This window comes from Polaribacter sp. AHE13PA (genome assembly GCF_019278505.1).
Taxonomy (GTDB): domain Bacteria; phylum Bacteroidota; class Bacteroidia; order Flavobacteriales; family Flavobacteriaceae; genus Polaribacter.
The window spans coordinates 3,637,096-3,661,910 of record NZ_CP058985.1; the positions used below are offsets into that span (position 1 = coordinate 3,637,096).

Consider the following 24,815-nt stretch of genomic DNA (forward strand, 5'->3'; position numbering starts at 1 on the left):
AAGGTGTTATTCTTCATCTGGCATTAGATGATCAAATAGTTTTACAATGCTTATAAATTCGTTTTGTAAGTCATCTAAATATTCTTTATCTACTTCGCCTTGTTCTACTTGTGTAATAATGTTTCTGTACATGTACAACGTAGTATCAATGTCATCAAAAATTAATTCAGTATCTTCCATAGAGAAAGTACTTAACCAAATTAATTTTTCTTTAAATAAATCAATCAATGTTCTAGCAGTTTCTCTAGCTTTTTTACTGTCTTTTAGATTGTAATAAGCTTCTGGGTATCCCATAGATAAACTATAATGATCAAAGTCTTTAATAGGCATTTTATCTAATGATAAATCTAAAATTTCTAAAGCTTTTGCTGTGTCTCCTTCTTTTGCGAAAGCTTCAGATAAACGCAATAAGCTATTACGCATAGAAATTGAATTTCTTTTGGTTTGTTCGTCTAAATAAATTTTACCATCGTTAATATTTCTCCAATCCCATTTCTGAACATTGGTGTACATTTTTTCGGTGTCTATTCTACCCATATCAAACAAGCTCTTGTTAGCCATAGGGGTTTTAATAGGTACTAACTTGTAAGCCAAACCATCTAACTGTAGGTAATCTTTTAGCCAAAGGTACTCTTCTGCAGCATTTGCGCCACCTGTAAAGTAAATTGGTCTTTCCCAATTGTTATTGGCAAGAATATCTAACATTAAAATTCTGTTCTTAAACAAAGCTCTATCATCAATAGTAATGTCTATGTATGGTAAAATTTTATCAGCATCTTTTTGTGCTACAATTCCGCTTTTTAAGACCGCTTCTTTATTAACAGGAAGTCTAATTTTATTAGTCGGATAAAACTTTTCTTTCTGCCCATTTTCTGTTTCTACATAAGTTGCATCACTATCTGAAGCAATCCAACGCATAAAGTTTTTAATAGTCATCACAGAGTCTTTAAAACGCGGGTGATCCATAGAATAAGCAACATCTAAAGTTCCGTATTTGTATTGATCGTGTTCTAATTGAGACGGAATAGGAGCAGCCTTATAGGTAGCTCTTTTCATTTGGTCTATGTACCAATCTGTAGCAAAAAGTGAAGTGTTTACAAGTTTTACATCTGTTCTAAAGTCTTCTACCTCTTGCATGTACCAAAGTGGAAATGTATCATTGTCTCCAATGGTAAACATAATAGCGTTTTCGTCACAACTTTGTAAATATGCCTTCGCGTTTAAGTGTGTTGTGTATCTGTTAGAACGATCATGATCATCCCAGTTTTGAGAAGCCATTAAAGTTGGTACTGCTAATAGAGAAACCAAAGAAACTGCAATGGCAATTGTTTTTTTATTACCAAAATTCTTTAAGTATTCATAGAGTGCAAGTACACCAAAGCCAATCCAAATGGCAAAAATGTAGAAACTTCCTACAACGGCATAGTCTCTTTCTCTAGGTTCAAATGGTTTAGGGTTTGTGTAAAATATAATAGCAAATCCTGTAAACGCAAAGAATAAGAAGAGCGTAAAGAAATTTTCCTTATCCCATTTAATTTGATATAATAAACCAATAATACCTAAAATTAACGGTAAAAAGTAGTATTTGTTTCTTCCTTTGTTTTCTAAGGTTTGAGAAGGTAGATCCTTTTGTGAACCTAATCTCATTTCGTCTAATGCATTAATTCCACTAATCCAATTTCCGTTAAAAATATCTAAGTTTCCTTGTATATCATTTTGCCTTCCAACAAAATTCCACATAAAATAACGTCCGTACATGTAGCCAAACTGATAGCTCATCATAAACTTTACATTCTCTGCAAAAGTAGGTCTACGTTTACTGTTTTGCGGAATGCCAGCAATAGATTTGTACATTTTTTCTGAAGCAGGGTTTACCATTCTTGGTATAAAACCTTTGTGCTTGTCAGACCAGTTTGGTACAACTCCTTCGTAGTTATTTACAATCTCGTATTTACCATTTAATTTTTCATATTTTGGCTTATCATCTTTGTAAGGATTCTTGGCGTCTTGCTCTCTGTCGTAAGAATTTGAGTAATACGTGTCATAAAAAACATTAGCATCACCATATTGTTCACGATCATAATACGCTAATAATTCACGTGCACTAGAAGGATTATTTTCGTTAATTGTGGTGTTTGCGTTTGCTCTAATTGGTAACATCATCCAAGAAGAGAACCCAATCATAATAAATAATACAGAAAGAATTAAGGTGTTTGTGTGAATTTTATTTTTCTTACGAGTGTAGTTTAATCCTAAGTAAAATAACACAATTAAAATAATTGCAGCAATAATACTTCCAGAATTATAAGGCATTCCTATAGAATTGATGAAAAATAACTCTGAAGCACTAAAGAATTTTAATGTAAACGGAAATAAGAATTTAAAGACAAACATTAACGCTAAAACAGAAATTACGGTTGCAATAGCAGTTGTTTTTATGTTGATGTTTTTGTACATCTTAAAGAAATATAACATTACAATAGCCGGAATAACCAACAAAGAAAGAATATGTACTCCAAATGATAATCCTACCACAAAACTGATTAAAATTAACCATTTGTTTCCTCTAGCTGTGTGTAGTTCGCTTTCCCACTTTAAACCTAACCAGAATAATAAAGCCATTAAAAAAGATGACATTGCGTATACTTCTCCTTCTACGGCACTAAACCAAAAACTATCTGAAAAAGTGTATGCTAAAGCTCCTACTACAGAACTTCCTAAAATTGCTATGTATTTACCTTCTGAACCTTCACCATTTTTTAAAGCAAGTTTTAGAGCTAAATTAGATATAGTCCAAAACATAAACAAAATGGTGAATGCACTTGCTAATGCAGACATAAAGTTTACCATTTTAGCAATATGTGTAATATCTGTAGTAAACATTGCAAAAAATGCACCTAACATTTGAAATAAAGGCGCTCCCGGTGGATGTCCAACTTCTAATTTAACGGATGTAGAAATGTACTCTCCACAATCCCAAGCACTCACAGTTGGTTCTAGTGTAAGGTAGTATGTAATTAAAGCAATTACAAATGTTGCCCATCCTAAGATGATGTCCCATTTTTTAAAGTTTGCTGATGTCATAGTCGTTTTAATAATGTGTGGCGAATTTACTAATAAATATGAATTAAATTAGTTTGGGATTGGTATTATAACTGATAATTTCATCTTAAATGTTTGTTAAATGTAAAAAAAAATAAAAAAATGTTTGCAGATTCTAAATAAAGGTTTAAATTTGCACCCGCATTACAGTATTGGCCTATGGTGTAATTGGTAACACACCGGTTTTTGGTACCGACATTCAAGGTTCGAGTCCTTGTAGGCCAACTGCAAACCCTTTTAATTATTTGATTAAAAGGGTTTTTTATTTTTAGCTTTTTTTTTGTGTTGGTAATTGTGTCGGTTTTGTAAGATTACTTATCAAGCAATAATACGCCAAATGAGGTTGGTGTATGAAAATCAGGAGTTTCTGTGTTTGGGTTTATCCAAGTAATCCAAGTAGGTTTAAATGTATTGTCTTCTTGTTGGTTGTATTTTGCTCTATAAATTCCTGTTTCTATAGCACCATTTTTTAACAAGTTTAGATCTTTTAAAGATTGAAGTGAAATTTCAATTTCTACAATAAAGTTATTTTTGTTTACTGACGTCTTAACTGCTATTTCTTGTGTGGGCCAATTCCAATTAAAATCGAATTCTCTATTTGGACGAGCTTTAAAATCCATAATTCTACCTGTAGTGTCTATTTCTAAACAGTAATATGGGTCTAAAGAAGTATCACTTCTAAAAAATAATTCTACTCTATCAGAATCATTTATACTTTTATTTTTATCATCAGAAGGATGTATGTGTGTCTGATGATCTTCTACTTTAAATTGGAAGAATATTTTTTCTGAAGTATGAAGGGCTCTCAATTCTATTTTCTTTACAGGTTTGTCATTCCAAGGAGATGTAAAATTGGTTAAAGAATCTGCTTTTTTCCAGATCGGATTATTGCCATCTGCTGAAATATTTATTTCTGTATCTTTTATTAATTTTACGTTGTAGCTATTCATTTGTAATTTTATGTTATCAAATTTATTTTCTTCCAATACGGGAACATTACCTTTTCTAGCAGATGTAATCACGGTTTGTCAAAAGATGATGTATTATATCCAAATTTACTATTTAAATTTCTTTTATATTTTGTGAGTAGACGAAGTATTAGATGTTGTTGTTCTTTTGATGTATGTGTCTCTTTTTTTAGTCTTTTAGTTTCAAGTTTATTAAACAGATAGCGTTAATATAAATATCATCTCAGTTAAAAGGGATTCTACATAAAATTTATTTTTGTATTGAAATAGAATATTAATCTTTAAAAATATAAAAAAATGAAAGTACAATCATATTTAGCATTTAATGGAAATTGTCAAGAAGCATTAAATTTTTATGGAGAATTATTTAACGCAAAAATAGAAAACAAGACAACTTACGAAGATAAAAAAATAGATGTTCCTTCTTCGTATAGAAAAAAGTTACAGCATGCAGAGTTAAAAGGTAAGGGTGTGGGTTTTATGGCTTATGATGCTGCTCCAGATACACCAATAAATTCAGGGAATCAGGTTCATATGAGTGTTGATTTTAATGACAAACATGAAGCGGAGTCCGTTTTTAATGATTTATCTAAAAATGGAATTACGCATACCGGATTCGGAGAAAAGGAATGGGGTTTTTATGGAAGGTGTACAGATGAATTTGGTATAAATTGGATGGTAAATTCCAAGAAATAAGAAATTTAAAAATAAAAAAGGATAGCAAATTAATGTTATCCTTTTTTTGTTTTTACCCTTTGTTTTAAGATGTTTTGTTTAGTATTTTTTATAACCTTATCTGTTTTAGTGTCTTTAATGATGATTATCTTAGTAAGTGTAGGGGTAACACCATAAAAGTTAACAACAATAGATGTACTGGTAGTGTTTTGTTAGCTGATTTTTTTTTTTAAAGCAACAAAATCACAATTTATAGCTACTTTTTTCGAATCAAAGACATCTAGGTAATGTGTAGAAAAAATCACCTTAGATTGGGAGGTTTTGAAGCTTAGTTTCATGAAACAAAACTTAGAACTTAGTTTAAAAGTTTTAAATTCTTTTGAAATCATATTTAATTCAGTGAGATTGAAGTGAAGCTTATTTTATTTGAGGTTCTGTTTAGTTAGTTTAAAATAAGTGAAAAGAGTTATTGGTAATAATAATTTTAGAATATCAATTGAACTGTCTCTAATAGTAAGGTTTTAAAGAGCAAGGTTCTTATTCTTTATATTACTCCAAAGGTTTTTATATTGTTTTGGTTTTTATCCAAGTAATCCAAGTAGGTTTAAATGTATCGTCTTTTTGTTGGTTGTACTGTGCTCTGTAAATTCCTGTTTCTATAATATCGTTTTTTAACAAGTTTAAATTTTTTAAAGATTGAATTGAAATTTCGATTTCTACAATAAAGTTATTTTTGTTTAATGATGATTTAACTGCTATTTCTTGCGTTGGCCAATTCCAATTAAAATCTAATTTTTTATTTGGGCGAGCTATAGGATTCTTAATTCTACCTTTTGTGTCTATTTCTAAAAAGTAATTCGACTCTATCAGAATCTTTATAATTTCATTTTTATGTTTAGAGGTGTATGTGGTATTCTACTTTAATAAAATGAAAAAAATGTTTTTCCTAAATTATGAGTTGATTTAAAATCTAATTTTTCACATTAAAAATAGTTAGAATATTTGTATTCCTAATTTTAAAAAAAAAGTTTAAGATAAAATTATGATATTTTCTGAGTGGTACAAGTTTATATTTTTGTAGTACTGTATTATTGCTAATGATAGCTTTATTTTTTGAGGAATTGATTTGGGTTTGTGGATTATTTTTATGTTTCTTTGTGTGTTGAAATAAATATATAATATATTTATTTTATTAGTCTTTTTTGATTTTTTTTTAATGTACCAAATTATAAAATATATATTATTGATGAGATTTTTACTTTTACTATTGATTCCATTTTTTGTTTTCTCTCAAACCAATACTAATAGTCAGTCTCAAAAATTTGATTCTATTTATTACGGCATTGCTGTTAATGTTTCATCTGAAAATCCAATTAAAGCAAAATATTTAGCAGATTCGTTGTTGGTTTACTCATCTAATGACAAGCAAAGAATAAAAATATTGATGCTTATAGCTGATGTTTTAGATAAACAAGAAAAAAAAGGAGAATCTATATTAAAGGCTTTAGATGCTTTAGAAATATCTAAAAAAGAAAGGGATTATATTTGGCAATCTAGGATTTATGGTTTTTTATCAAGCCAGTACAGGTCTATTGGTTTTATTGACAAGGGTAGAAGTTTTTTGAATGAAGGGGTAGAGGTTAGTAATCAAATTAACGATAAAAGAAAAGTATTAAAATATAAGGCTATGATTAATCATGAGTTGGCCGAATATGCTTTTGAAGAAAAAGATTATTACAAGGCTATTGATTATTTGCAATTGGCCATGATTTCATATGAAAAAGAAGAAGACCCTAGTTTTAAAAACTTTGTTAAAGCTAATGTAGAAGAATTAATTGGTCGTTCTTTTCTGTGTTTGGGTAAAAAGAATTTGGCAATAACCCATTTCTCTAGGGCAAATATACTTATTAATAAATCTGGATCGGGAAATTCATTACATGCTGCTTTAATTTATCAAGGTTTAGGAGATTCTTTTTTACATAAAAAGAAATGTGACAGTGCAATAATTTATTTAAATAGAGCTTTGGGTATTTCGGAAAAAAGTGATAATGAAAACCTGAAAGAAAAGGTTTATGGTAGTGTTTCTAAGTATTATGCCAAAGTTAACGTTTTAGATAGTTTTATTGTCTTTAGTAATAAGTACCATGGAATTTTAAGTAAAAATAGTAATCATAAAAAACAAATGATTAATAGTGCATATAATGCGCTTCAAGTTGGTATTAGTACTAATAATAATTTATATTATATTATAATTGTTATTATTGTGTTTTTAATATTATTTTTTGTTTTCTTTGGTAAAATAATGGCTATGTTTGGAATTACTAATGATAATTCTATTTTAATTACTGATGATAATAAAGTTAGAGATTTTGTAATTTCACAAAAAACGGAGATAGAATTACTTGAGAGGTTGAAGGAATTTGAGGCGTCGAATAACTTTCTAGATAAAGATATTTCTTTACCTACACTAATAGGTCAACTAAATACAAATACAAGGTATTTTAGGCAATTTCTAAAAAAGAATAGAGATACAGATTATAACGATTACATTAATGAATTAAGAATTCGTTATATTTTAGATAAGTTAAAAACTGATAATAAATATTTAACATACAAAATAAGTTATTTGGCTGATGAGTGTGGATTTTCTTCGCATAGTAAATTTTCAGCTAGTTTTAAAAATGTAACAGGCTATACTCCTTCTGATTTTATACGTAAAATTAAGTGTGATAATTACGCTTAAATTTTTCATAAAACATATTATCTTAATAAATTATTAATTTTAGTTAATACTAATGTTATTTAGTAAAATGTTTTTCTCGAAAAATTAGAAGATATAAAAAAGTTCTATTTGTGGTAAATAAATGATGTTACAAAATTGCTTAGTTAATGCATGTTACTTTACTACAGGTATAATTTAGTGTTTTTCTTTATTGAATGATTTTGCTCATTCAAAAGTATCTTAGAAAAGAAAAATATTGAGATTTATATCTTAATTTCGTAAAATTAAGTATTTATTTTTTTAAGAAACTTTATCTTTTCTGTAATAATAAATTATTCACTTTGTATTTTTAGATAACAAGGCGAATTAAAACAGGAGGGTTTTATGGTGAATTATGAGAATATAGTGTTAAAATTAAAATTTTCTTTGAAACTTAATTGTTCAGCAAAATACTTTAGATAGTGAATAGCAAGAAAAGTATTTGATTATATAGTTAGAATTATTTTAAAAATAAAGTAATTATAGAGCAGTAAATGATGTTAAAAAAATACTTTTAAAATTCAATATTTAGATAATTATTATAATAAAACAATCTTTCTTTTTTAATCTCTATAAAAACCTTAAATATTCTACCTAATAATATTATTACTTAGTTAAAGTTAGTCTGTAGCAGGTTGTTTTCTTGTTTTTTTTGTGTTTGAGAGTCTAAAAGTAATTCTTTTTCTGTAATACTAAAACATCTTACTAATATATATATGCACATATATATATATTAGTAAGGTGTTTTTTTTAAATTATTGTCAGTGTTTTTGGCTTTTCGTTATGTAATGTTAGCTGTTTTGCGGTAAATGGCTACTGGATAAGTTTAAAATAAGTGTTGTGTGATGTATTTTCGTCCAATAAAAATAGTTATTAGAGATTTTTGAAATTTCAGTAAACTGTTTTGGGGGAACTTTTAGTTATGCTTTTAATTCTTTAAAAAGAGTAATGAATTCAAATCATTCACAGGCTAAGTAATTAAAAAAAAATGTTAATTTTATGAAGAAGAAATGGTTAGTGTTTATATTATTGGGGGGGGTTTTTATTCAATCAAACTTTTCTCAAGAAATTTGTAATAATGGTATTGATGATGATAATGATGGTTATGTAGATGAACATGATTCAGATTGTTATTTGGCTACGGTGCCGGCGTGTACTGCTTTAGCTGCAGCACCAGATTTTTCAATACGGGTAGCTATGCAAGGGCCTGCAAATACATTAGACCCTTCCATGTCACCTACTATAGGTGATCTAGATGGAGATGGTGTTTCAGAAATTATTGCCCCTTTAGGTGATAGTTCTAAAGGGTATATGACCTATCATGTAGATAATGGGGCTGTTGTTGATGCAGGTGTTAATTTTACAATTTCCATACATGCACCAGTAGACGGTTCTGTAGTTCAACCAGCTATTGCAGATATAGATAAAGATGGTGTGCCAGAAGTTATAACGGTAGGTGTAGACGGTTATGTTTATGTATTTGCCAATACAGGGGGTAGTGCTACTACCTATAAATACAAATCAGACCTTAATACGTATATCAATTATGGATCTCCAAGAATAGCAGATATAGATGAAGATGGTGTGCCAGAAATTATTGTAGGTACCAGTGTCTTTAAATTTGATTTAATAAACAACACTTTAAATAGGGTTATTTATATGCCGGCAGGTTACCCTCGTGGTCGTGATGGTGCTGTGCCTTCTGGTTATTGGGGGGCAGACGTAGTAGTTGTAGATATATTACCTTCTAATCCAGGTAAAGAAATAGTTGCTGGTTCTATTGTTTATGGAGTAGATTTAACAGCAGGGACCTTTACCGTATTAAAAAATTTATACAATATTAATGCTGGTTTTGGAGCATGGTCAGATGGGCCAACAGCTGTAGCGGATGTAGATCTTGATGGTGATTTAGATATTGCTTTTGACACCGGTACTTTCTTTACCGTTTGGGATCCTAATGAAGATAAAACATTAATGATTGTATGGTCAACTTCAGGTTCGGAGTATAGAAGTATGCCTACTATTACTAATATTTATGATGATATTTCAAATGATGGACAATCAGAAGATTACCCCGAGATTTTAATAGGTCAAAATAATAGAATCATGGCTTATAATGTTCAAAGAACAAATTTTCAAGTTTGGAATTTAGCTACAACAGATAGTTCTGGAGAAACAGGGATTACTTCCTTTGATTTTAATGGAGATGGAGTGCAAGAACTTATTTATAATGATCAAACTCAAATTCGTATTATTGATGGAAATACTACAAGTCCTACAACTTTAGCCGCCTTTACTTCAGGTACATTAACATGGATGGAGCATCCTGTAGTGGCAGATGTAGATAATGATGGTCAAGCAGAAATGATTACTTTCACTGGAAATGTTAATGCGAGTAATGGGACAGGTCGTGTTAATATTTTTAAAGCAGGTGTAGGAACAGTTTGGCAACCCGCCAGAAATATGTGGAATCAACGTGGATATCGTGTGGTAAATATTAAAGATGATTTAACGGTTCCAGTAGAAGAAACAAATATTTCAAACTTTATTCCTACAAACTCTACTACCTCAAGAGCTTTAAATCAATTTAACGTTCAGTTTAATCCTAATAATTTAATATTAGAACCTGGCACTGTTGCGGCAACGGATGCACAAGTAGATACTGCAATTTATAGTTTAATAACAGGGGAGTTAGTAATAGATGTCAGTGTTTCTGGAAGCGCAAATTTGCCTGTAGGCACACCAATACAAGTGTATGATGGAGATCCTACAAGCATAGCTTCTTCAGTAATAGCAACTACAAATACAGCAGAGACTATTTTTATTGGAGATTCTAAAACCATAACTATTACAGTTCCTACAAAACCAGTTAACTCACTGTATGTTATTATTAATGATGACGCTTCTATACCAACACCTTTTAATTTAGTAGATTTTCCGTCTACGGGTATTGTAGAGTGTGATTACACTAATAACATGAAGTTGGCTATTAATGATGCAGATGGAGATGGTATTTCTGATGAAATTGATATCGATGATGATAATGATGGAATTTTAGATACGGTAGAAGGTGTTAAAACAACAAATCAATTAATCGAAGGTGGTTTTGATGGTTTTGTAGCGCCAAATGAAGGGAGTAATCTGGATGTGTCAATATCTCCTTGGGTATTATCATCGGGTCCGGGTAGAACTAATGTAATTAAAGTAAATGGTACCTCTACAACTGTACCGGTACCTCCTTTTGATGCTAGAGGTGGAGCGGGTAATATGTTTGATATTTATGGAGCAGATGCAAATATCTATCAAACTTTTACTTTAACAGAAGCTTCCTTAGTTCAATTTGGAGGGTATTTTTCTGTAATAAATAATGTTGCCTCAATTGGAGTTATTAATCTATTTTCTGGAGCAGCAGGTGCAGCTGGTACTCAACTAACAACAACAGGCGTAATAACCTATACAAGTAGTGATGCTTGGGTGTTAAATAAAAACGCTGTATCCCTTCCGGCGGGTACCTATTCATTTGTTATGTATATGGATAACTTTACCGTTTTTGATGAAGCTTTTGTATATGCGACACCAGACAATGATTTAGATGAAATACCAGATTATTTAGACCTAGATGCTGATAATGATGGAATACCTGATAATATAGAAGCACAAACTACCTTGGGTTATATTACGCCAAGTGGATTTAGTGCAGCAATGGCAGATACAAACAATAATGGTTTAGATGATAATTATGAAGACTTAACAAATATAGGAATTACCACTGTAGATACAGATTTAGATACAATACCAGATTATTTAGATTCTGATTCTGATGATGATGGAATACCAGATATTTCAGAAAATGGAGATACGGATAACGCACTTTCAGGAAATGATGCCGATGGAGATGGGTTAGACGATAACTTTGAAGAGAATATAGGAGCTATTGTAAATGATGGTGTAAATACGACTACCACCATTACAATTGTGAATGATTTATTAGCTTATGGAGACAATGATAATGATTACAATACCTTTGGAGATTTAGACTATAGAGATAGTACCGTAGACGGAACTCCTATGATAACTCAAATCTATCAAAAGGGTTCAGAAAGGTGGTTAGAGATTACTAATGTTAGTAAAACCCATAGTATTTCAGCCAATAGTATTCAGATACAGTTATATGCAGATTTATTAGCTACTGAAGTTCCAAGTGGTATTCCTACATCAACGTTGACTATTTCTAGTATTTTAGAGCCAGGTAAATCTGTGTTAATTAAAAATAGTACTGATGTTATTACAAATATAAGTGCTAATGCAACGGTTATTGTCGATGATCTTTTGATAGCAATTGCAGGTGGTGATGATGTAATTACCTTGTCAGGGACCAACGATGCTACTTCTTACTCTAATAGATATGATGCTATAGCGTCTTTTGCAGATAATACCTCTTTTGTAAGAATAGATGAAATCTTAATACCTAATAAAGACTATGAAGCAGATGAATGGGTAGTTTTTATAGATGATGCAATTGAAACCTATTCTAATCTAGCCGATACAGACCCAAATAATGAACGTCATGCTCATGTACCTTTAATTTCTGAGATTGCAAATGCAAATGCAGAAGCAAATATTAGATTAGGTTTACATAGTATTGAATTAACAGATAGAACTAGTGGTATTTGGTCTAATGGATATCCTGATAGATCTAGAAATGTAAAAGTTTCAGAAGATTATAATCACAATGATAATGTCTTAAATAAATTAAGTGCAAGAAAGTTAGAGGTAAAAAACGGAAGTATACTGAGTGTTACGGATAATTTATTAGTTGTTACTAATAACATAGTAATAGCAACGGCTAATGATCAAATTAGATTAATCAGTTCTAATGATACTAACCTAGCTCAGTTAATACAAACGCATACAACTGGTTCTCAAGTAACAGGAGATGGTAAATTGTTGATAGACCAAAACTCTAAAATACCAAGTAGATACAGATATAACTATTTAAGTTCTCCTGTAAATACTATCGGAGCTACAACCTACTCTATAGAAGATGTTTTAAAAGACGGGACAACACCATTAAGTGCTACTTCTGCGATTACAGACATTACTTTTGTAGCTGGTTATGACGGAGATTATACAAAATCTCCTATAGAAATTGCAGATTACTGGATTTATAATTACACAGCATCTTCAGATGGAAGATCTAATTGGAACCACATGTATAAATCTGGAGATATCAAACAAACAGATGGATTTATCTTTAAAGGACCAGGGAGTTTAAATCAGAGTACAAATGGACAAAATTATACGTTTGTAGGTACTCCAAAAGACGGTTTGTTAGAAACGACTATTGGTACAGGAGAGTCTTATTTATTAGGAAATCCGTATGCATCTGCTATAAGTGCTAAAAAGTTTATAGAAGATAATTTAGATATAAGTACTGGTAGTTTATATTTCTGGGAGCATGAACAAAGTGTTTTAGGGGATAACGATATTAGAGGTCATTATTATGGTGGTTATATTGGAGGTTATGGAGTAAGAAACCTATCTATGGGAACTGCGGCTAATAATGTATCTATAAACGCTGATGACCCTAACGATGGTGCTCCGAGTTTAGGGAGTGGTTCTTATACAGAGCCAAAAGCTTTTATTGCTATCGGCCAAGGATTCTTTATAGAAGGAGATGATGCGGCCTCTACAGGTGTAGATAATATTAAATTTAACAATAGCCAAAGAGAGTATATACAAGAAGGAACAAATTCTCATTTCTTTAAAAGTGAAAACAAGGAATCTAGTGCTAAAACAACAACTTATCAAAATACGTTACCTATTATTAAATTAGGAATGGATTATGTTAATGATGATAATTTAGGACTGCATAGACAATTAGGTATTTCTTTTAAAAATAACAATTCATTTGAGTTTGATAAAGGATATGATACCGGAATTTTTGATATCGGAACTACGGATGTTTATTGGAAGTTTCCAGGTGATGATAGTAAATACGTAATTGCTGGTGTACAAAGTATTTCTGATGATTTAGAAGTGCCTTTAGAATTGCTAATGTCTAAAAAAGGAGAAGTGACTTTTGGTATAGATGAATGGAATGCAATTAATAAAAATGTTTATATAATAGATAAATTAACCAATACTTCTTATAAAATTACAGAAGGAAAAGTTACTGTAGCCATAGAAAAAGGTATTTATTCAGATCGTTTCGTACTTGCTTTTAGAGAAAGAGGTGTGCTTGGCTTAGAAGGAAATGTTTGGTCCAATGGTCTTCATATTTATTCGGATAATAATAACCATAGTATTGTAATTTCTAAAAATCTAGAATTAAACCTTCACAAAGTAGAATTGTTTGATATTCTAGGCAAAAAAGTAAGCTTTTGGAATATTAATGAACAGAAAACGTCTTACCAATTAGAGATTGAAGAGCAGATTACAACAGGTATTTACATCGTAAAAATAAATACGGATAATGGTATCATAAATAAGAAAGTTGTAGTAGAATAAAAAAGTAGAGATAATTTTTCTAAAAACACAAAAAACCAATAGAAATAAGCTACAATAGAAAAGATTAATTAGAGGGGGTTTAAGTAAGTTTCTCCTTTTAATTGTAATTTTTAGTTCAATCCCCATAGAACTAAACTCTTTTCAATTGAGCTTTTAAAAAAAAAAGAAGATATGATTTTTTTACAAGTACCACCACCAATGGGACCACCACCACCTCCAGGACTTCCTATTGATTCAGGAGTAATTATATTACTAAGTATAGCTGTTATTTATGGAATACTACTTATTAGAGCAAAATCCAGTAAGGATCATCTAAAAAGTAGCTCTATTTATAATTTAAAAAAAAATAATCGTTTAGACAAAAGTTATTTTTTTAAAGGAATAGCTATTCTTACTAAAAAATATGATTTTAAAAATGTATTTGTAATACTGCTGTTTTCGAAAGTAAAGCGTAAGGTTGTTTTTACAATTCAAGACAATAACTAAGTTGAATTTTAACTGATATAAAACAATACTGATGAGAAATTTTTTATGTATTCTATTTAGTACCTTTATCATTGCTCAATCCTTTGGTCAATCTAATGATGAAAAAACTATAAATAAAGACAGTATCGAAGTAAAAGGTAAGGACATTATTAAAGACAATAACACCTGGGCAATTGGTGGTGGTTTTAGTAATTTTATGATGCATGGAGATTTACGTTCTATAAGCGTTGCTGATGATTCTAATTATTGGAATTTCGGTGGTTATATATATGTAGATAAAATGTTCAACCCAATCTTAGGTTTAGAACTTAAAGCTACATATACTAAAATGTCTGGAGGAGTACAATCATTCTCAAACGGATATTCTCTTATGTATGTACCAAACAATGTTATTAGTGATGCTGATTTTCGCTTTGAAGGTAGATCTTACGGTGCTGAGTTAAATTTAATCGTAAGTTTTACAAATATGTTTAAAAGAGAGGCTACTAAATGGCATGCTGCAGGATATTTTGGAGTTGGATATCATCAATATGATTCTGCTCTTTATAAAACGGATCCAACAGGAGCAACACCAGATGAACTTTTAGTTGACTTTGGTTACAACCGTGATAGAAATAGTGTAAATGAAGCAAGTTCTATCTTTTTATCTGCACAACTAGGGGTAAAAAGAAAAATAAGTAGAAGATTAGATCTAGAATTTAGAACAGGAATGTACTTTAATAATGAAGATCATTTAGACGCAGCTATTTCTGATAAACAAACTTGGGAAAGCTTTTTTGTGACTAGTTTAGGAGTTGTTTTTAAATTAGGAAAGAAAAAAGAATACATTATATGGGCTGCTGAAGAAGCTCCTGGAGCACAATTTAAAATTGTTGATACAGATAACGATGGCGTAATGGATCAATTAGATGTAGAGCCCAACACTCCAAAAGGTGCAATGGTATATGGTAACGGTCAGGCTGTAGATACAGACGGAGATGGTTTACCAGATTACAAAGATAAGTGTCCTTTAGAATTTGGACCACTATCAAATGAAGGTTGCCCTTTAAATATAGATACAGATGGCGATGGTGTTATGGATGCTAAAGATTTATGTCCAAACACACCAGGTCTAGTAGAAAATAGAGGTTGTCCTAAACAAGAAGCAGTAACACCTATTAACATTACGCAACAAATTGGTTTGCTAGCTACTACTATTTACTTTGACACAGATAGGGATGTTATAAAATTAATATCATATAATACTATTGATCAAATTATCGGACTAATGAAGCAAGTACCAAATGTAAGGTTTGTTATTGAAGGTCATACTGATAGTAGAAATAGTGATAGATACAATTTGTATTTATCTCAAAGAAGAGCAGAAAGTGTAAGGAAATACATGATCAAAGGAGGTATTGATAACGAAAGATTAGAACCTAAAGGTTATGGTGAGTCTAGACCTAAATTCTCTAACGCTAATGAAGGCGGAATGCAATTAAACAGAAGGGTAGAAATTAAACCAATTGATGCAATTGGACCTGTAGAAACTGTTGAGTGAAACAAGTTAAAACTAAAATGATAGTTTATCGCTTCATGTTTAAAAAGAAAAAAAGATTATTTAATAATGAAGATTGGTTTAGTAAAAGGGAATCTCGTTACTATTTAGTGGAAGATTTAATTAAAAGGAAACTGATTCTTCAAATGACAAAGAAAGATGTCATAAAATTTTTAGGAGATGAATTTAATGACATAAATTGTAATATTTGGACTTTTTATCTTGGTAAAAAATATTTAATCAATTTTAAAGAACGTAAACTAAATATCATTTTTGGAGATAAAGGAAAAGTAAAACAAGTATTAATTAAATAGAAATTTATTTAAAAAAACAAAAAGATATTTTAAATTAATATTTTAAAATTTAATGATGATAAGCTTAATAACTCCTGAAAGTGAAATTTCTGGGAATCTTGTAACTATAGTGTTTTTTGTAATTATGTTAACATTATTGTTATTGTTTCGAAAAATATATGACAAAAAAAATAAATATTAAATAAGAAACCTAGGGTTGCGTACTAAAATTACTTAAAAGGATTTAGAACGTATTTAAAATAAAAACTCCTAACAATTTAAATTGTTAGGAGTTTTTATTTTTATAAGAGGTAACTTATTTGATTATTTCATCAAATAAGCCTTTAAATCTTGATAGTTAGAAGCTTTTATAGCAACTTTAGTATTGTTGATTACTTTTTTAATTTGTGCTGGTATTTCTACTTTTACAGGTAACGTTTCTTCTACAACGTCTAAAAACTTCACTGGATGAGCCGTTTCTAAGAAAACACCAAATTCGTTTTCTTTTAATCCATGTTTTTTTAATCCTAAATAACCAACGGCTCCATGAGGATCTGCAACATAACCAGAATTGTTATAAATTTCTTTCATGGTAGCGCGAGTTTCATCATCAGAAAAACTATACGAAGAAAAAGCACTTTTAAGAGCTTCTAAATCATTATTGAATAATTCTTGTATTCTGATAAAGTTACTTGGGTTACCAACGTCCATAGCGTTAGAAATGGTTGCTTTAGATGGTTTTGGTTTGTAAACTCCGTCTACTAAATAATTAGGTACGGTATCATTTACGTTTGTAGAAGCTACAAAGTGTTTGATAGGTAAACCTAGTTTTTGCGCCATAATTCCTGCGCAGATGTTTCCGAAGTTTCCGCTTGGTACAGAAAAGATTAAATCTTTGTGTTTTTTGTGTAATTCTTTATAAGCAAAGAAAAAGTAAAACATTTGTGGCAACCAACGTGCAACGTTTATAGAATTTGCTGAGGTTAATGTTTTTGTAATTTCTTCATCTAAAAAGGCGGTTTTCACCATTTCTTGACAATCATCAAAAACTCCATCAACTTCTAAAGCAGTAATATTCTGACCTAAAGTTGTTAATTGTTTTTCTTGAATGTCACTTACTTTTCCTGAAGGATATAAAATAACAACGTTTACGCCTTTTGCGCCTAAAAATCCGTTAGCAACTGCGCCACCTGTATCTCCAGAAGTAGCTACTAATACAGTAACTTCGTCATCACTATCTTTATTAAAATACTCTAAACATTGTGCCATAAATTTAGCGCCAACGTCTTTAAAAGCCATGGTTGGGCCGTGAAACAATTCTAAAGAAGCAATATTATCATCCACTTTTACCAAGGGAAAATCGAAAGAAACCGTTTTTGCAACAATGTCTTTTAATTTTTCAGCAGGAATTTCATCTCCTACAAACTGTTTAATTACTTCATAAGCAATTTCATGATTAGAATAATCAGAAATGTTTTCGATAAAATCTTTTGAAAGCTGTTGAATATTATCAGGAAAATAAATTCCTCTATCTTTTGCTAAGCCTTCTACAACTGCGTTTTTAAATGTTGATTTTGGCGATTTATGGTGTAAACTGTAGTAGTTCATTTTTTGTTGATTATTAGTCATTTCGAGAGGAACGAAGTAATCTGTTTGCTATAAAGAGATTACTTTAGTCATTCTTCCTTTGTAATGACGATTAATATTGTTTTAATATTTTCATTCCTTCATGATTCACTTTAGAAATAAACATTTCAAAGGCGATACCTGTGTTTTTATAGCTTTCTTCGATGCTTTTGTAAACCTCATTGGCAATTTCATCTCCTTTACAAAGCGCAAAAATTGTTGGTCCAGAACCACTAATTCCTGCACCTAAAGCACCTGCTTTTATGGCTGCGTTTTTAACATCGTCAAAATGTGGAATTAATTTTTTACGATGAGGTTCTACAATAATATCTACTAAAGAATTACTGATTAAGTTGTAATTATCAGAGTATAAACCGCTAATTAAACCACCAACATTAGCCCATTGTGTAACAGCATCTTTCAAAGCTATTTCTGTAGGTAAAACTTCTCTAGCATCTTTTGTTTTTACTTCTACCTGCGGATGAATGGCTACAACTCTTAATTCACTAGGAACCGGTAATTTTATAATTTCTAAAGGACTATAGCTTCTTACTAAAACAAAACCTCCATAAATTGCAGCCGAAACATTGTCGGCAATTGGAGTTCCGCAAGCTACTTCTTCACCAAACATGGCAAATTTTGTCAATTCTAAATCCGAATAAATATTACCTAATAATTGATTTGCGCCAAAAGCAGCACCAGCAGCACTAGCGGCAGAACTTCCTAAGCCACTTCCTGGAGAAAAGCCTTTGTGAATTGTTAATTCAATTCCAAAATCTGCATTTGCTTCATTCAGTATTTTTTTAACAACGGCACTTGCGGCATTTTCATCAACATTGTATGTTAAATTAGCGCCTGTAATATTTGTTATTTTAACGCCTTTTGCAGTTGTTTTTGTAAAGGTCATTTCATCTCCAATTGCATCAACGGCAAAACCTAAAGAATCGAATCCGCAAGAAACATTAGCAACAGTAGCGGGAGCAAAAATTTTTAAATAATCCATTTGTTTAAGTCTTCAGTATGCAGTCTTCAGTTTGCAGTCAGTATGTTTCTGAAAACTACGAACTAAAGACTTTTTTATTGTTAGTTTATGATTTTTAGAAACAGTTTTCGGTCAGTTTATGACTGCGAACTGCCTACTAAAAACTGCTTACTTATTTGCAATTCTAATTACATCAGCAAAAATACCAGAAGCAGTAACATCTGCACCAGCACCAGCACCTTTTATAATTAAAGGATTTTCTGGGTATCTGTCTGTAAAGAATAATACAATATTATCACTACCTTCTAAATTATAAAAAGGATGATCTGAAGCGATGTGTTGTAAACCAACATTTGCTTTTCCATCAGCAAATTCAGCAACATATTTTAAACGGCAATCTTTATCGTTTGCTTCTTTAAATATATTTTGAAAATGCCCTTCATTTTTAGTTAATGATGCGTAAAAATCATCATTATTATCTGTGTTTAAACTTTCTTCAGGTAAAAAGGCATTTTTTGCAATGTCTTCTAATTCCATTTTATAGCCACTTTCTCTGGCTAAAATTAAGATTTTTCTAGCAACATCAACACCGCTTAAATCAATCTTTGGATCTGGTTCTGTATATCCTTCTTTTTGAGCAGCAGCAACCACATCATGAAAAGTTGAATCTGCATTAAAGTTATTGAAAACAAAATTTAAACTTCCAGATAATACTGCTTGAATTTTATTGACCCTATCGCCAGAGTTTACTAAATTCTTTAAAGTATCTATAATTGGTAATCCTGCACCAACATTTGTTTCAAATAAGAAAGAAGCATTGTATTTTCTAGAAACTTGTTTTAAAGTTTTATAATTATCGAAGCTAGAAGCACAAGCAATTTTATTACAAGTTACAACAGAGATACTATCACGTAAATATTTTTCATAGATTTCAGAAACTTGCTGATTAGCAGTATTGTCTATAAAAACACTATTAATATGATTACTTTCTTTTACTTTTTTATGAAAACTGTCTAAAGTTGTAGGTTCTCCGTTTTCTAAAGCTTCTTTCCAATTATTTAGATCGATACCATTATCATCGAAAGCCATTTTTCTAGAATTCGCAATTCCGATAACTTTAATGCTTAATTTTAAGTTATCTTTTAAAAACTTTTTTTGTTGATGTATTTGAGCTAAAAAGCGTTCGCCAACATTACCAACACCAGTTACAAATAAGTTTAGTTGTTTCGTTCTTTCTTCAAAGAATTGCTCATGTAATGTGTTTAAAGCTTTTTTTGCATCGTATTTATTAATAACTGCAGAGATGTTTTTTTCTGATGAACCTTGTGCAATTGCTCTAACATTTACATTGTTTCTACCTAAGGCGCTAAACATTTGTCCGCTTAAACCTTGGTAGTTTTTCATGCTTTCACCAACTACGGCAATAATTGCTAAATTACTTTCAACAATAATTGGTTTTATTTTTTTCTTGTCTATTTCTATACTGAAGGTATCGTCTAAAAGTTCTTTAGCTTTTGCTGCATCATTTTCAAAGACTCCTACACAAATAGAGTGTTCTGATGAAGCTTGAGTAATAAAAACAACATTTATTTTAGCGACAGAAAGAGTTTCGAACAAGCGTTTAGAAAAGCCAGGAATTCCAACCATTCCACCACCTTCTAAAGTGATTAAGCTAATGTCTTCTATATGAGAAATACCTTTTACTTCATTTCCGTTTTCTGGATTCTTACAAATTAAAGTTCCTGCGCTTTCTGGTTCGAATGTGTTTTTAATACGAATAGCAATTCCTTTTCTTAAAGCAGGTTGAATTGTTGGTGGGTATAGAACTTTTGCACCAAAATGTGATAATTCCATGGCTTCTTCATAAGAAATTTCTGAAATAGGATATGCGTGCTTTACAACTCTAGGGTTTGCAGTGAACATACCAGAAACGTCTGTCCAGATTTGTAATTCATTCGCTTCTAAAGCAGCAGCATAAATGGCAGCAGTAAAATCAGAACCACCTCTGCCTAGAGTAGTTGTTTCTTCAAAAATATTAGAAGAGATAAAACCTCCTAAAACAACAACCTGATGCTTATTTTCTTCAAAAAATGAAGTAATATTATTATTAGTGACTTTAAAGTTTACCTGCGCATTTAAATATTCATTGTTTGTAATAATTAAATCTCTACTTTCTTTATGAGCAGCGTCAAACAATTCTTTTGCAGCATTTGCAATAATGTAAGATGATAGTCTTTCTCCAAAACTATATACTTTTGCTAATGTTTTGTCAGATAATTCTTGCAATAAGAAAACGCCTTCGTAAATAGATGTTAATCTATCAAATAAATAGGTGATTTCTTCGTGAACTTCTTTTTTGTTTTTTACAATTAAATCATCAATTACTTCAAAATGAAGTTCTTTAATGGTTTCTAATGTTTCTTTAGCTGTGGTAATGTCTTCTAAAGCTTCATTAGCACCGGCTAATAATTTATCGGTAGTTTTTCCGAATGCAGAAACTACTACGGCTATTTTTTCTTTTTTAGATGCAGCCTCAACAATAGCTAAGACTTTTTGTATTTTCTCTGAACTTGCGACAGATGAACCGCCAAATTTTAATACTTTCATTTTTAATGAATAGTTTAAGTAATTAAATTTTTTTTGAGTTTGTTTCGTTTTTACCCGAAACAATATATAACCTGTGGTGATATGAATATAGTAGAACCCCTAAAGGGTAATTGTTGTAATCGTGCGTGTAATTGTGCGCATAGAAGTATAAACTACGTTGGTAGTTTTAGAAGAATTAATATGTGTATTAGATAAACTCACAAAGCAAAAATAGGAGTATTATTTAATATTTCCCCTTTTGATGGAGATTATTTCGTAAAATTTAATGATTTATGCAGTATTATTAAAAATAGGTTATTTCTAATATGGTTTTACGATTATTTGTTAATTGGTTTTATTTTTTCTTTAATAATTAAAGCAATCGGTTTATTTTGAATTTTGCTTTCTAACCAAGATAGGATGTCTAAATATAAGAAGGCTCTTTTTTCATACGGATGGTTCTCAAATGTTTTTAATTTGGCATGAATCTTCTTAAATTCATTTTTAATCTCATGTGGAAAAACATCACTTAAATCTCTAATGGAAGTTAGAAAAACCTTTTGTACTTCTTGTAGGTTTTCCATTTTTAGTAAGAACTTGTAGGTATCTACAAACTGTCTTTCTAGATCGTAATCTAATCCACATTCATAATGTGCAATCAAGTTTAAAATACGTGCAAAACATTGTAAGTCCTCTGCAGAACCTATGTTTTTAGAGCGAATTATTTTTTGTAAATAAATAATGCACAATTTGTTTTTACCCATTCCAAAATACAAGCAAGCTATTTTATAATAGAGTAAAACAATAAAATGACTGTCTAGTCTGTTTTTATACTTTTCAATTTTATTATTAATAATTTCAACAAGATATTCTCCTTTTTCAAAAGAGCCTTCTAAGAAGTGTAAGTGTAGTTTGTTAGCGTACAAATACAAGAATATCAACAACTCTGTATTGGTATTCATTGGTATTTCTTTCCTGTCAATTTCCTCTTCAAAAGCGGTAAGTTCTTTTTTAAAGGTTGATACTTTTTTTACGAGAAAACAAGATTCTAATAGGTAGTTTTTAGATTTTAAATAAAAAACTGGGTGCGTGTTTATCAGTTTAGGGCAGTCAAATAAATCTACACATTTTTTAGCATATTTATAGCTTAATAAAAAGTCTTGCACCAAAAAACTATGCCATAAATGCGCCTTGTATAGCCATAATTTTTCACGAAATCCTAATTTTTGATAATCGTACTTTGGCATTCGGTCGCTAAAATATTTATCAACAAACTGTAATTCTTCTTCGTTTTTTACATAGCCGTTTTGTATTAAATGACTGTATAACTGTAGCGATAAATTAGAAAGTTTACTATGAATTACATTGTCTTGACTTAATTCTTTTGCTTGTACAGATAGTTGATTTGCTCTGTTGCTTAAACTTCTGGTAATGTATTGTGTTTCTATTACTTTTTCTAGTTCTACAATTTCATAAGCTATATTTTTTTCCTCATTATCCAAAGCCATGTTTTTGGCCTTTTCTAAAAGTTTCAAACTTTGTTTGTAGAGTCCTTTTTGATATAATACCGTTGCAAAATCTAATTGTTCTCTAATTTGAATTCGTACGTTTTTATGAGCAGGGTTTAAACGTAAACTAATTAAAATTTGTTTGTATAAATGCGCCTTTAAGTTAGAAAGTTGTTGTTTAGAAACAATTCCGCTGCCAATAATAACTTTTTCATCATATACCTTTAGTTTTTCTAAAAATTTAAATAAAGAAAAAAACTTAGCATCGATGTTTCCACCTAATCTTCCTACATATAAGTTAAACTGCCTCTTTTCTGATTTAGTTAAAGACTTAATTAAAACAAATAGAGCATCATTTTGTTGATTGGCTAATGTAACATTTTTACTCATAAAAAACTGGTAATTAGATATTTAAGTTTTTATAGGTGATATTAGAAATCGTACGGAGCTGTAAAAATAACTATTTATTTTAAGTTCGATATATACATTTGAGTTTAAATAAGATAATCTTTACAGATATTATGCAAGATAACAAGGTTCAAATTTTTGATACAACATTGAGAGATGGGGAGCAGGTCCCTGGGTGTAAGTTAGATACAAAACAAAAATTGGTAATTGCTGAAAGATTAGATTTGTTGGGTGTAAATGTAATTGAAGCTGGTTTTCCGGTTTCTAGCCCAGGAGATTTTATTTCAGTAACTGAGATTTCAAAAATTATAAAAAATGCTACAGTTTGTGGTTTAACCAGAGCTGTAGAAAATGATATTAAAGTAGCTGCAGAAGCACTAAAATATGCAAAATACCCAAGAATTCATACGGGTATTGGTACAAGTGATTCTCATATTCAATTCAAATTTAATTCAACAAGAGAAAAAGTAATAGAACGTGCTGTAAAAGCAGTTTCTTATTCAAAGTCTTTTGTAGAAGATGTAGAGTTTTACGCAGAAGATGCGGGTAGAACAGATAATGAATATTTGGCAAGAGTTTGTGAAGCTGTTATTAAAGCTGGAGCAACAGTTTTAAATATTCCAGATACAACGGGGTATTGTTTGCCAGAAGAGTATGGGGCAAAAATTAAATATTTACGTGAAAACGTAAAAGGGATAGATAACGTAATTCTTTCATGCCATTGTCATAACGATTTAGGTATGGCAACAGCAAATTCTATTGCAGGTGTAATTAATGGTGCTCGTCAAATTGAGTGTACTATTAATGGTATTGGAGAAAGAGCTGGTAACACGGCGCTAGAAGAAGTAGTTATGGTGTTAAAGCAACATCCGTATTTAAACCTAGAAACAAGTATCGATACAAAGCTATTGTACGATACAAGTATAATGGTTAGAGAAAGTATGGGAATGCCGGTACAACCAAACAAAGCAATTGTTGGTGCAAATGCATTTGCGCATAGTTCTGGTATACATCAAGACGGAGTTATAAAAAACAGAGAAACATACGAAATTATGGATCCTGAAGATGTTGGTGTTACAGAAAGTGCAATTGTATTAACTGCAAGAAGTGGTAGAGCAGCATTGGCGTACAGAGCCAAAAAGATTGGTTATGAGCTAACAAAAGTTCAGTTAGATGTTGCTTATGATGCTTTTTTAAGTACAGCAGATAAGCAAAAAGAAGTAAAAGATGACGATATTCATGCTATTATGATAGAGGTTAGTAAAATCTCTAAGGTAGCAACAGTGTAAAAAGAAACTTTGTCTTCGAGGGTAGTTGTGAATTTTGATACAACAATTAAAAATAATCAACTACCTTTGATAACAGAATAATTT

13 protein-coding genes and 1 tRNA gene are annotated in these 24,815 nt (G+C 30.6%); 8 read left to right on the top strand and 6 right to left on the bottom strand.

All coding sequences use genetic code 11. From position 1 onward, the window contains the following. Positions 1-6: 6 nt before the first annotated feature. Entirely contained in the window at positions 7-3,084 is a 3,078-nt protein-coding gene (locus H0I28_RS15525; protein ID WP_218759671.1) for a DUF2723 domain-containing protein, read from the bottom strand. Positions 3,085-3,255: 171 nt separating this feature from the next. Between H0I28_RS15525 and H0I28_RS15530 the strand changes: the two genes are divergently transcribed. Further along, positions 3,256-3,327: transfer RNA gene (locus H0I28_RS15530), tRNA-Gln, on the top strand. An 86-nt stretch (positions 3,328-3,413) separates the two neighbouring features. On the opposite strand, the gene H0I28_RS15535 is transcribed toward H0I28_RS15530, so the two are convergent. Next, positions 3,414-4,124 (bottom strand): carbohydrate-binding family 9-like protein, encoded by a 711-nt coding sequence (locus H0I28_RS15535; RefSeq protein ID WP_254712797.1) that lies wholly within the window; start codon positions 4,122-4,124, stop codon positions 3,414-3,416. A gap of 243 nt (positions 4,125-4,367) precedes the next feature. On the opposite strand from H0I28_RS15535, the gene H0I28_RS15540 reads away from it, so the two are divergent. The 6 genes from H0I28_RS15540 to H0I28_RS15565 all read left to right on the top strand — a co-directional run bounded on the left by H0I28_RS15540 (position 4,368) and on the right by H0I28_RS15565 (position 16,353). Continuing rightward, on the top strand, positions 4,368-4,766 hold the full coding sequence (locus tag H0I28_RS15540; RefSeq protein ID WP_218755057.1) for a VOC family protein: 399 nt from the start codon (positions 4,368-4,370) through the stop codon (positions 4,764-4,766). 1,225 nt (positions 4,767-5,991) lie between these two features. Continuing rightward, positions 5,992-7,488: a helix-turn-helix domain-containing protein gene (locus H0I28_RS15545; RefSeq protein WP_218759673.1), complete on the top strand. Its 1,497-nt coding sequence runs from the start codon at positions 5,992-5,994 to the stop codon at positions 7,486-7,488. Between the two features lie 1,017 nt (positions 7,489-8,505). Beyond that, positions 8,506-14,016, top strand: coding sequence for a T9SS type A sorting domain-containing protein (locus H0I28_RS15550; protein WP_218759675.1), 5,511 nt, complete (start codon positions 8,506-8,508; stop codon positions 14,014-14,016). Between the two features lie 171 nt (positions 14,017-14,187). Continuing rightward, positions 14,188-14,502 carry a hypothetical protein gene (locus H0I28_RS15555; RefSeq protein WP_218759676.1) on the top strand — a complete coding sequence of 105 codons (315 nt, stop codon included), beginning with the start codon at positions 14,188-14,190 and terminating at the stop codon, positions 14,500-14,502. 31 nt (positions 14,503-14,533) lie between these two features. Beyond that, positions 14,534-16,042 (top strand): OmpA family protein, encoded by a 1,509-nt coding sequence (locus tag H0I28_RS15560; RefSeq protein WP_218759678.1) that lies wholly within the window; start codon positions 14,534-14,536, stop codon positions 16,040-16,042. Positions 16,043-16,059: 17 nt separating this feature from the next. Further along, entirely contained in the window at positions 16,060-16,353 is a 294-nt protein-coding gene (locus H0I28_RS15565; protein ID WP_218759680.1) for a hypothetical protein, read from the top strand. A gap of 303 nt (positions 16,354-16,656) precedes the next feature. Here the strand turns inward: H0I28_RS15565 and thrC are convergent, their stop codons facing one another. From thrC to H0I28_RS15585, 4 genes are all read right to left on the bottom strand, one after another. Further along, positions 16,657-17,940, bottom strand: coding sequence for a threonine synthase (thrC, locus tag H0I28_RS15570; protein WP_218759681.1), 1,284 nt, complete (start codon positions 17,938-17,940; stop codon positions 16,657-16,659). A gap of 91 nt (positions 17,941-18,031) precedes the next feature. Further along, positions 18,032-18,961, bottom strand: coding sequence for a homoserine kinase (locus H0I28_RS15575; RefSeq protein ID WP_218759682.1), 930 nt, complete (start codon positions 18,959-18,961; stop codon positions 18,032-18,034). A gap of 147 nt (positions 18,962-19,108) precedes the next feature. Continuing rightward, complete coding sequence (thrA, locus tag H0I28_RS15580) at positions 19,109-21,547, bottom strand: bifunctional aspartate kinase/homoserine dehydrogenase I (protein ID WP_218759683.1); 2,439 nt, start codon at positions 21,545-21,547, stop codon at positions 19,109-19,111. Positions 21,548-21,864: 317 nt separating this feature from the next. Beyond that, positions 21,865-23,424: a hypothetical protein gene (locus H0I28_RS15585; protein ID WP_218732341.1), complete on the bottom strand. Its 1,560-nt coding sequence runs from the start codon at positions 23,422-23,424 to the stop codon at positions 21,865-21,867. 131 nt (positions 23,425-23,555) lie between these two features. On the opposite strand from H0I28_RS15585, the gene H0I28_RS15590 reads away from it, so the two are divergent. Continuing rightward, positions 23,556-24,731, top strand: coding sequence for a 2-isopropylmalate synthase (locus tag H0I28_RS15590; RefSeq protein WP_218732342.1), 1,176 nt, complete (start codon positions 23,556-23,558; stop codon positions 24,729-24,731). Positions 24,732-24,815: the final 84 nt, after the last annotated feature.